The sequence below is a fragment of the Metallibacterium sp. genome (genome assembly GCF_054637675.1).
The window spans coordinates 1,320-9,988 of sequence record NZ_JBTSRB010000071.1; the positions used below are offsets into that span (position 1 = coordinate 1,320).

Genomic DNA, 8,669 nt, shown 5'->3' on the forward strand with positions numbered 1-8,669 from the left:
ATTTGCGGGCTGGATCCCCGCCTGCGCGGGGATGACGACAAAAAGGCATCGTGTCTGGATGATCAGCTTCGCTGTTGGTGAAGCGCCTCCCGCCTGCGCGGGGATGACGAGACGAAAGTGTGGGAAGACGAGCCAGGGGCATGGCGGATTGTTCGGGAGTCAGGCGCATGGGCTATTCCAGGTCGAGGCCGAAACGCTGGCCGATGCGTTGCAGGATCGTCTCGATGCGGGCGGCCGCGTCGAAGCCTTGATTGAGGTAGGCGGCGCGCAATGCGGGTTCGTCCGGGTACTCGTGGGCAAAATGGTTGCGCAGGGCGCGCAGTTTTTCCCATGCTTCGGTGCTTTCGAGCAGGCCGAGTTTCTCCAGCCGGTTGAGCTTGTCCAGCATGGGCCGATCTTCGTAGGGCTCATGCAGCACATCGAGCAGCGCCGGAAACAGGCGCGTGCCCAGCACGTCTTGCAGCTTGCCGAAGCGCAGCACGAATTGATCGATGTCCTGCACGGCGTCATCGTCGAGATCCGCCAGCGTGGCGGCGCTGAGCGGCCTGCGCGGCGCGATGGAGGCCAGGGCATGGCGCATGTGGTGGCGGTGACGCATGACTTGCCGCCACACGTCTTGCAAGCGCTGCTGGCGAGTGAGGTCGCTCACAGCAGCACCCCCGTGGCTTTGGCGGTTGCGATGATGTCGCGCGTGGCGCGCAAGGCCGGCGCGTCGAGGACCAGATCGATCCTTTGTTCGCCCAGTGCGCGATACAGCCGCGCCAACATCGCGATGCTGGCACTGGCCAGTGCTTCGGGCTGGGTTTGCGCGGTTTGCACCAGCAGGTCGATATCGCCGCCGCGCTTGGCGTCGTCCACGCGCGAGCCGAACAGCCACACGCGCGCGTCCGTGCCGAAGACCTCGGCGGCGGCGCTGCGGATGATGGCGGCTTGTTCGGGGGTCAGGCGCATGGGGCTGTGTTCAATGGGCTGTGGAGTGAGACTGAGATCCTTCGCTGCGCTCAGGATGACAAGGAACTTGGGGTGCGCTGGCGACTGTACGCCCATTCGGATTCGTCATTCCCGCGAAAGCGGGAATCCATGGGCATTTGCGGGCTGGATCCCCGCCTGCGCGGGGACGACGACAAAAAGGCATTGTGTCTGGATGATCAGCTTCGCTGTTGGTGAAGTGCCTCCCGCCTGCGCGGGGATGTCAAAGGCTGGAATGATCCATGCTTATCCGCTTCGTTGACAAACCGCATCCACAGCCACCGCAGGTTGTTGTTTTGGGCTATGTGCAAAAGGTGGTTGGGCAGCGATGCACTCCAACCACGTCTTGCACAGAACAGCTTGGTGCTAGGGCGCCATTTCCGTCGTCGTAGCGATGATGTCGAGCACCTCGTTGAGGATATGCGGCGGCACCTTCTCAACCCGCCGCGCTCCGCGGGCGCGTGTATCTACGCCGCGCAGTAGATGGACCTGGATGGAGCCGAGCGTTCGCGTGCCGGCACCCATGAGGGTGACGAGGAAGCCGCCGGCTCGCTGGGCCGCGGCCTCGCCCTGGGAGATGGGACAGACCCACACGATGCCGCTTGCCTGATTGAAGGCCCGGCGCGAGATGACGAGCGCGTAGTGCGGGCCGCGCATTTCGTGGCCGGCGCTGGGCGTGAAATCCAGATGCACGATGTCGCCGGCGTCGAAACCACCAGCACCGACGCCCGAGCTCGGCGCTGGGCTCATTCGCCGAATGCCTCACGCTCGCGACCGACATCCTCGTCGAGCCAGCCCGGCTGGCGCTCAAAGGTGGGCGTCGCGGCGATCAGCGCTGCAAGCGAACGTCGGCGCCGCACCACCGGACGCAGCGTGATGATGCCGTCGTGTTCCTCAACCTCGACCGGCTGGTCGATGCTTAGATTGACCGACTTCATCACGGCGGCCGGCAACCGCACCGCGGCGCAGTTGCCCCACTTCTTGACGATGACTTGCATGGTGATTCTCCGATTGACAGTCGCAGCGTATCATCCTTGATGATACGCCGTCTGTTCTCCGCTGGCGCTGGTTGAAAGCCCGGTGCTTCCAACCACTTTTAGCAAATAGCCTTGTTTTGATGCTGGGAGAACCCTACCGGTGGTGGTCTTGTCAGTTGATCGGATAAGTATGGAATGATCATGGTGTAGCGCCGGGCAGCAATCGTTGCGCGTGCAGGTGCTGTCGCCAGTCTGTATACAGCGCGCCCAACTCTTGTGCGGCTTGGATCGCTGCCAGCAGCGCGGCGTAGCGCAATTCGGGATGATCGGGATATTCGTGGGCGAGCCGATTGCGCACGTCGCGCCAAGCCAGCCAGGAGTCCACGTCGACGAAACCAAGCTTTTCCAGCCGGTTGAGACGATCGCGCATGCTCAGGCTGTCGCAAGGCTCAGCCAGCGCGTCGAGCGTGGCCGGCACGAGGCGCTCGCCCATCACGTCCTGCAGTTTGATGAAGCGGAACAGCACTTGGTCCACCAGGCGTACCTTGCCGCGGTCCATCTCCAATGTCGGCAAGTCCGGGGCCGGCTGGCGATGCCAGTCCGCCAGCGACTCGGTGAGTACGCGGGCGTGCTGGTCGGCTTCCCAGGTAGCGGCAGCGAGTCGGTTGTGCGCGATCATGCCTCCACCATCAGGATGCCGTGGCGCTGGGCCTCGGCCACCACGGGGCGTGGATCGGGCTCGCCCTGCGCGGTGATCACCATATCGATGCGTTGCTCGCCAAGACTGCGATACAGGCGCGCGGCATAGCGCGTGCGACGCCGCACCAGCTCGGCAGGCGCGAGCCGATCCGGGGTTTCGATCAGCAGGTCGATGTCGCCGCCGCGCTTGGCGTCATCCACGCGCGAGCCGAACAGCCACACGCGCGCATCCGTGCCGAAGACCTCGGCGGCGGCGCTGCGGATGATGGCGGCTTGTTCGGGGGTCAGGCGCATGGGGCTGTGTTCAATGGGCTGTGGAGTGAGGCTGAGATCCTTCGCTGCGCTCAGGATGACAAGGAACTTGGGGTGCGCTGGCGACTGTACGCCCATTCGGATTCGTCATTCCCGCGAAAGCGGGAATCCATGGGCATTTGCGGGCTGGATCCCCGCCTGCGCGGGGACGACGACAAAAAGGCATTGTGTCTGGATGATCAGCTTCGCTGTTGGTGAAGCGCCTCCCGCCTGCGCGGGGATGTCAAAGGCTGGAATGATCCATGCTTATCCGCTTCGTTGACAAACCGCATCCACAGCCACCGCAGGTTGTTGTTGATGCTGGGAGGCTCCCTCTCCCCTCGGGAGAGGGCTGGGGTGAGGGTTCGGATGCGCCGAAAGACTCTGGCTGCGTGCAGATTGTGGCAAGCGTCGTACCCTCACCCCCTGCCCCTCTCCCGGGAGGAGAGGGGAGTACAGCGGCTTGGCTCCCTCTCCCTCCCAGCGATCCGAACAATATGGCGAAATTCACCCGCGGATGCCGCGCCAGCACGGCGCGCGGTTGTCTGACCAGCGGTTCGGGCGCGATGGGGGTGGGTTGCGCGGTCATGTTCACAGCTCGATCCCGGTTTCGTGGGCGATGCACACGATGGCGCAAGTGTCGCCGGGATGCTGGATGACGACATCGATCTTGCGTTCGCCGAGAGCGTCTTCGAGCTTGCCGAGAAAGCGCACCTTGCGCATGAAAGACTCGACTGCGGGCAGTTGCACGGCTTCGATCAGCAGGTCGATATCGCCGCCGCGCTTGGCGGCGTCCACGCGCGCAATGGCTGCCGACCTTTTGCGGTTTTGTGGCATCCGCTGCGATGTCATGCAATCGGCAGCGGTGCGGCGCGCGTGCCACGTCCCTTGCGCAACGCAGCGCCGCGCGCCAACCAGGCGCACAGTATCGCCAGCGTGGCCTCCAGCGCCAGTGTGCGCAGCGCGTAATCGACCGTGGCGTGCAGCAGCAGCACCAATACCCCCACGGACGCAGCACGCGTGATCAGCGCGGACAGCGTGGCGGCGCCATCGGATGGATCGTCCGCGATCGGCGCGCGCCACGCGCGCAGGCTGCGCCACGCCCACCCGCCCACGAAGGTCAGCATCAGCAGCAGCGCCGGCATGCCGCCCTCCAGCCACAGCTCCAGATAATCGTCGTGGGCATGGTTGACGTAGGGCGGGATCAGCGTGGCGCGCGCCTGGAACTGCGGCAGCACGTGCACGAAGCTGCCGATGCCGCTGCCCAGCCAACCGTAGTGTTGGGCGGCGATCCAGGTGGTGCGCATGATCCACCAGCGCGCATCCTCGAACGGGTCCTGGTGCAGGCGCGCCAGCACCGCATACAGACCCCACTGCAGCGCCAGCATGGCGATCACCAGCAACGCCAACGCCATGCGCCGCGCCAGCCGCGGCTTGGCCTGGCCGGCGCGCCAGGCCAGCACCACGATGGCGGTCAGGGTCAGCGCGCCCAGCGCCACGCCGGCGCGCGATTGCGTCAGCAGCAGCGCCACCAGCAAGCTGGCCAGGGTGACCCACGCCACCGCCATGGTCAGCGCGCGGCGCGCGGCGCGCGCACCCGGCTGCAGCCACAGCGCGATCAGCCAGGCGGCGCTCAGCAGCATGCCGATGTTGAGCAGGTCGGCGAAGTGATCGCGATTGGCGAAAAAGCCCTCGGCGCTGCTGCGCTGGGTGTAGGCGAACAGCCGCAACGGGCTGTCCGGCCCACCCGCCACCTGCGCGAAGCCCAGCAGCGCACCGGCCAGCGCCAGCAACGGGATCAGCAGGGTGAGGCGCAGCAACTCGCGCCGCGACAGCGTGAGCGCGGCCACGAACAGCGTCGCCGCCGGCAGCATGGCCAGCCACGCGCGCCAGGTGCCGGCCGGATCGAGGCTGAGTGGCGCCCAGTGCGGCGCGATGCCGACGCTGGCCTGCTCTGCGGCCAGCGCGGCGCGGCCGGGCAACGCGGTCCACAGCGCGGGCGGCAGCGGCAGCAACTGCAGCAAGGGCAGCAGCAGCACCGCCAGCAGCAGGATGCATTCGGCGCGATGGTCGCGCAGCAGGTGCGCGGGCCACGCCACCACCAGCAGCACCGCCAGCAGCAGCCCCAGCGCGATGACGATGGCATCGCCAGGCAGGCCTTGCATGGTGCCGCCGCCGAGCAGCAGCGCCGCGGCCAGCACCAGCATGGCGCAAGGTGCGATCAGCCGCTGCGGCCAGGATCGGGTGTGGTCGACGTTGCGCCCGGCTGAAACGAAAACGGCCCGGCGCAAGGCCGGGCCGGAGATCGTGGACACGCGCCCGACTCAGGGGCTGATGGGGTGACTGCTGGATCCGCCGCCGCTCGCGACCAGGGCCGCGAGCACCACCACGCCACCGACGATCACCGCCGGCGTGTAATCGGTGGGAGGATCACCCATCGCCGCGGTGCTGCCCTGCCGCGGATCGGCCACTGCCTTGCAGTCCGGGGTGACGGTGATCGAGGAGTTGGGCACCAGGTTCAGCGTGCAACCGCTGCCGTATTCGATGCTGGCGTTGGAACCGGCCATCACCAAGATGCGGTCGCCGGCGCTGAGCGGCATGCCCGCCTTGGCCACGATGAACTTCTGCCCCTGGTTGACCATGACCTTGCCGTGCACCTTGTAGAGCATGGCCACGGGATTGGCCTGCGCCACGCCGACCATGCCGAGCGCGAGCGCGGTTGCCAGCAACACACGATAGACCTTCATGGCGATCCTCCTTAATGAGTGTGCGGCACGGGCGCAGACTATCGCCCTCGCGCGCTAGCTTACCGCCGCTCGCATGCGTGAAGCAAGCTGCTGCTGCCTCTGTTGCAGCTCACCGGTCGGTGAGGCGGAACGCCGCCGCCATGCGCTGTTGCTCGCGGGCGGGGATGCGCAGTCGGGCAGCGATCCTTGGCCACTGCCGCACCACGATCTGGCTGCTCGCGATCAAGGAAGCAGGACGCTGACCCGGTGACGCAACAAGCCCCGCCGTTCAGGGCAGGGAAGGATTCGGAGTCTCACCCCTCCACCCTAAGCGCCGATCCATCCCGGCGCTGTCGAGTGGGGCGCGGCTTGGCCGCGCGATAGGCAAGTTCGCGGTTCAACGAGGTCGGCTGCGACCATCTCGCCGATCATGGCCACTGCCGCGCGCCGTGCAACACGCGCCATACCTCGATGCCGGCAACGCGTTGGACGTACACCACGATGTACGGCGTGCCGGTCAGCACCCACTCCCGCGTGCCATCGACCCTGCCCTTGCGGCCGGGGTGCTTGATGGTGGCCATGTGCATCGTGCGATCGCGCAACCCTCGCACATACGCCGCTGGGTCGGGAAGATCATTTTCGATGCCAAAGCGGACGATGTTGCGCATGTCCTCGTCGGCGTCGGCGGTGTAGTGAACCTGCATGGATCAGCCAGCCTTTCGGCTGGCCGGTGCCTTGCCCTTGACCGCCTTGTTGTCGACGTCGCGCTTGGCCACCAGTTCGCGGGCATACGCCTCGATCCCGTCCCAGAACTCGTCGTGGGGGATCAATCGCATTTCGCCGCGCTCGATCTTCGCCTTGGTGCTCACCACCTGGTCGCGGAACCAGCGGTCGTGTTCCAGCGCGGCATTGGCCTCGCGATTCTTCCGCGCTATGTCCGGCCGCGCAGGCCGCAAGCTGCCGGCCTCGTAGTGCGTCATGTCGAGCTTGGCGTGATACACCCCCAGACCGCGCAGCAACTTGATGGCGGTGTCGGCGGTGCTGAACAGACGCACGGCGCCGGTGCGTGTGCCCAGCGGTCGCTGCTGCATGCCGACGCAGGCCAACACGGCATAGCCGCCCTTCTGCCCTCGAATCGTGGCCGACTTCACCGCGCCGGAGGTCACCAGGTCGCGGAAGGATTCAGGCTTGATAGGCTGCATCATTTTCGATCCTCATTTACGTTGAACGGTTGCAATCTAACCTAAATATGCATACGCTTCAAGGCGCAGCTAACGAACCGCACCTTTCGGCGGCGGGGTCAATGCGTTCTCGCGCTACGAGAACGGCAAGACCAAGCCGCCGCTGGCGCTGGTGAAGCTGTTGCGGGTGCTTGATCGGCACCCGGATTTGTTGAACGAAATCCGGGCGCCCTGAAAACTCATGTCGCCGCCTCCCGCGCTTGGCGGTACGTTCGAGACACCACGTTTCGACGTCGCCCAGCGACAGGAGGCAGCCCTGTCACTTTACGCAGCCATCGATCTGCATTCCAGCAACAACGTGTTGGCGGTCATGGATGGCGACGGCAAGTCGCTGCTGCAGTGTCGACGCCGCAATGATCTGCCGCGGATTCTTGCCGACCTGACACCGTATCAGTCGGACTTGGCAGGCATTGCCGTCGAGTCGACGTACAACGGGTACTGGCTGGTCGATGGGCACCGAAGTGCACGAGCAAGCAGGTACCGGCCAGCCACGCGGAAAACCCCGCCGTGATCAGCGGCCGGGGGCGGCGGATGGGTAGGTGTTGAGGGGCTTGGCAGGTTGCAAACGGCGGATAATGTATTACTATGTAGCACATTAAACGGCAATTTTAGGAGATGAACATGGTGGCTCAGCGCCGCACTTCCACCGCGTCAGCCTCGCCTCCCTTCAGTGTCCGGATTGATCCGAACGTTCGTCGTCGGGCTGAGGTCGCGCTTGATGCCATGGGTTTGAGTTTGGGCGGCTATCTCAATATGGCGGTCGCTGCCGCTGCCCGGGGCGATGTGAATCCCATGGACTTCATGAGTCCCGGCCCCAAGACGCTTGCTGCGATCAAGGAGCTGCAGGAAGGTGGCGGCAAGAGCTTCGCCAGCGTTGACGAACTGATGGCGGACCTGAATGCGGACGATTAAGCGTTCGTCCCAGTTCAAGGCTGACTACAAGCGCGAGCTGAAGAGCTCCTACGCAAAGACGATCGATGCTGACCTGCGTGCGGTGATCGCGCTTCTGGCAAACGACAGCCAGCTGCCTGAGCGCTATCAAGACCATGCGCTGGCCGGGAACTGGGGCGATGCTCGGGACATCCACATACACCCTGACTTGGTGCTGATCTACGCGAAGCCAGTCGACAAAAGGAAAGGCAACAAGGATCTGCAGATCCTGCGCCTGGAACGCATCGGCTCACACTCTGAGCTGAAGCTCTGACGATCTGGCAAATTTGCCGGCGGCTGGTTTGAGTCTGGAAACGGTGGCGAGTTTGAGAGTGTTCCGTGTGGCCGCTTTGAGAGCATTCCGGGTGGCGGGTTTGAGAGTGGAACGTGTGGCGGGTTTCACCGGAATACGCACAAGCCGCCCCCCAACGATTTTCTGCGGACCAAGGCTGCCCCAAGCACCAGGCGCAGCATGTCTCACGCACCTTCGTGCTGACCGACTCGGCCGAGCCCAAGCGCATCCTCGGCTACTACACCCTGAGCAATTAATTGCCAGATCGCACGACAGGATCTCAGTGCCGACGAAGCCAGAGCGCTGCCGCGACATCCAGTGCCGGCAGTGATGCTGGCACGCCTGGCCGTCGATCAGCAGCGGCAAGGCAAGCGCTACGGGCTGTGGCTGCTGATGGACGCGATCAAGCGCTGCGCTCTGGTCGGACAGCAGAGCGGGGTTTACGCGCTCGTCGTCGATGCCAAGGACAATGAAGCCAAGCACTTCTATCTGCGCTATGGCTTTATCGCCATCGTCAGTCGGCCGATGATGCTTACCTTGCACG

Annotated in this window: 16 protein-coding genes and 1 pseudogene; 6 read left to right on the plus strand and 11 right to left on the minus strand. The window is 64.9% G+C overall.

From position 1 onward, the window contains the following. Nucleotides 1-172: 172 nt before the first annotated feature. The 11 genes from ACYDAT_RS14830 to ACYDAT_RS14880 form a co-directional block, all read right to left on the minus strand. Complete coding sequence (locus ACYDAT_RS14830; protein WP_461451101.1) at nt 173-598, minus strand: hypothetical protein; 426 nt, start codon at nt 596-598, stop codon at nt 173-175. 47 nt (nt 599-645) lie between these two features. Continuing rightward, entirely contained in the window at nt 646-951 is a 306-nt protein-coding gene (locus tag ACYDAT_RS14835) for a nucleotidyltransferase domain-containing protein (RefSeq protein ID WP_461451103.1), read from the minus strand. Between the two features lie 384 nt (nt 952-1,335). Beyond that, complete coding sequence (locus ACYDAT_RS14840) at nt 1,336-1,719, minus strand: type II toxin-antitoxin system PemK/MazF family toxin (protein ID WP_461451105.1); 384 nt, start codon at nt 1,717-1,719, stop codon at nt 1,336-1,338. After that, nucleotides 1,716-1,967 (minus strand): AbrB/MazE/SpoVT family DNA-binding domain-containing protein, encoded by a 252-nt coding sequence (locus ACYDAT_RS14845; protein ID WP_461451107.1) that lies wholly within the window; start codon nt 1,965-1,967, stop codon nt 1,716-1,718. Before ACYDAT_RS14845 ends, ACYDAT_RS14840 begins: the two co-directional genes overlap by 4 nt. A gap of 178 nt (nt 1,968-2,145) precedes the next feature. After that, nucleotides 2,146-2,625, minus strand: a complete 480-nt coding sequence (locus ACYDAT_RS14850) for a hypothetical protein (protein ID WP_461441667.1) — start codon at nt 2,623-2,625, stop codon at nt 2,146-2,148. Next, a complete protein-coding gene (locus ACYDAT_RS14855; RefSeq protein WP_461451109.1) occupies nt 2,622-2,939 on the minus strand; it encodes a nucleotidyltransferase domain-containing protein in 318 nt (105 codons plus the stop codon). The genes ACYDAT_RS14850 and ACYDAT_RS14855 overlap by 4 nt, the downstream gene beginning before the upstream one ends. 588 nt (nt 2,940-3,527) lie before the next feature. After that, nucleotides 3,528-3,734 (minus strand): hypothetical protein, encoded by a 207-nt coding sequence (locus ACYDAT_RS14860; RefSeq protein WP_461438953.1) that lies wholly within the window; start codon nt 3,732-3,734, stop codon nt 3,528-3,530. A gap of 50 nt (nt 3,735-3,784) precedes the next feature. After that, nucleotides 3,785-5,251 carry an O-antigen ligase family protein gene (locus tag ACYDAT_RS14865; protein WP_461451111.1) on the minus strand — a complete coding sequence of 489 codons (1,467 nt, stop codon included), beginning with the start codon at nt 5,249-5,251 and terminating at the stop codon, nt 3,785-3,787. A 9-nt stretch (nt 5,252-5,260) separates the two neighbouring features. Next, nucleotides 5,261-5,683, minus strand: coding sequence for a FecR family protein (locus ACYDAT_RS14870; protein ID WP_461451113.1), 423 nt, complete (start codon nt 5,681-5,683; stop codon nt 5,261-5,263). Nucleotides 5,684-6,090: 407 nt separating this feature from the next. After that, nucleotides 6,091-6,366 (minus strand): type II toxin-antitoxin system RelE/ParE family toxin, encoded by a 276-nt coding sequence (locus tag ACYDAT_RS14875; RefSeq protein ID WP_461438956.1) that lies wholly within the window; start codon nt 6,364-6,366, stop codon nt 6,091-6,093. Nucleotides 6,367-6,369: 3 nt separating this feature from the next. Beyond that, nucleotides 6,370-6,867, minus strand: coding sequence for a hypothetical protein (locus tag ACYDAT_RS14880; protein ID WP_461451115.1), 498 nt, complete (start codon nt 6,865-6,867; stop codon nt 6,370-6,372). 94 nt (nt 6,868-6,961) lie between these two features. Here ACYDAT_RS14880 and ACYDAT_RS14885 point away from each other — a divergent pair. The 6 genes and pseudogenes from ACYDAT_RS14885 to ACYDAT_RS14910 all read left to right on the plus strand — a co-directional run. After that, nucleotides 6,962-7,078: pseudogene (locus ACYDAT_RS14885) on the plus strand (type II toxin-antitoxin system MqsA family antitoxin); the annotation flags it as partial. Nucleotides 7,079-7,084: 6 nt separating this feature from the next. After that, nucleotides 7,085-7,414: a hypothetical protein gene (locus ACYDAT_RS14890; RefSeq protein WP_461451117.1), complete on the plus strand. Its 330-nt coding sequence runs from the start codon at nt 7,085-7,087 to the stop codon at nt 7,412-7,414. Nucleotides 7,415-7,524: 110 nt separating this feature from the next. Further along, nucleotides 7,525-7,815 carry a type II toxin-antitoxin system RelB/DinJ family antitoxin gene (locus ACYDAT_RS14895; protein WP_461438959.1) on the plus strand — a complete coding sequence of 97 codons (291 nt, stop codon included), beginning with the start codon at nt 7,525-7,527 and terminating at the stop codon, nt 7,813-7,815. Further along, nucleotides 7,802-8,107, plus strand: a complete 306-nt coding sequence (locus ACYDAT_RS14900; protein ID WP_461438960.1) for a type II toxin-antitoxin system YafQ family toxin — start codon at nt 7,802-7,804, stop codon at nt 8,105-8,107. Before ACYDAT_RS14895 ends, ACYDAT_RS14900 begins: the two co-directional genes overlap by 14 nt. A gap of 113 nt (nt 8,108-8,220) precedes the next feature. Then, a complete protein-coding gene (locus tag ACYDAT_RS14905) occupies nt 8,221-8,382 on the plus strand; it encodes a hypothetical protein (protein ID WP_461438961.1) in 162 nt (53 codons plus the stop codon). 73 nt (nt 8,383-8,455) lie between these two features. Further along, a partial coding sequence (locus ACYDAT_RS14910) for a GNAT family N-acetyltransferase (protein ID WP_461451119.1) occupies nt 8,456-8,669 on the plus strand: 214 nt, incomplete at its 3' end.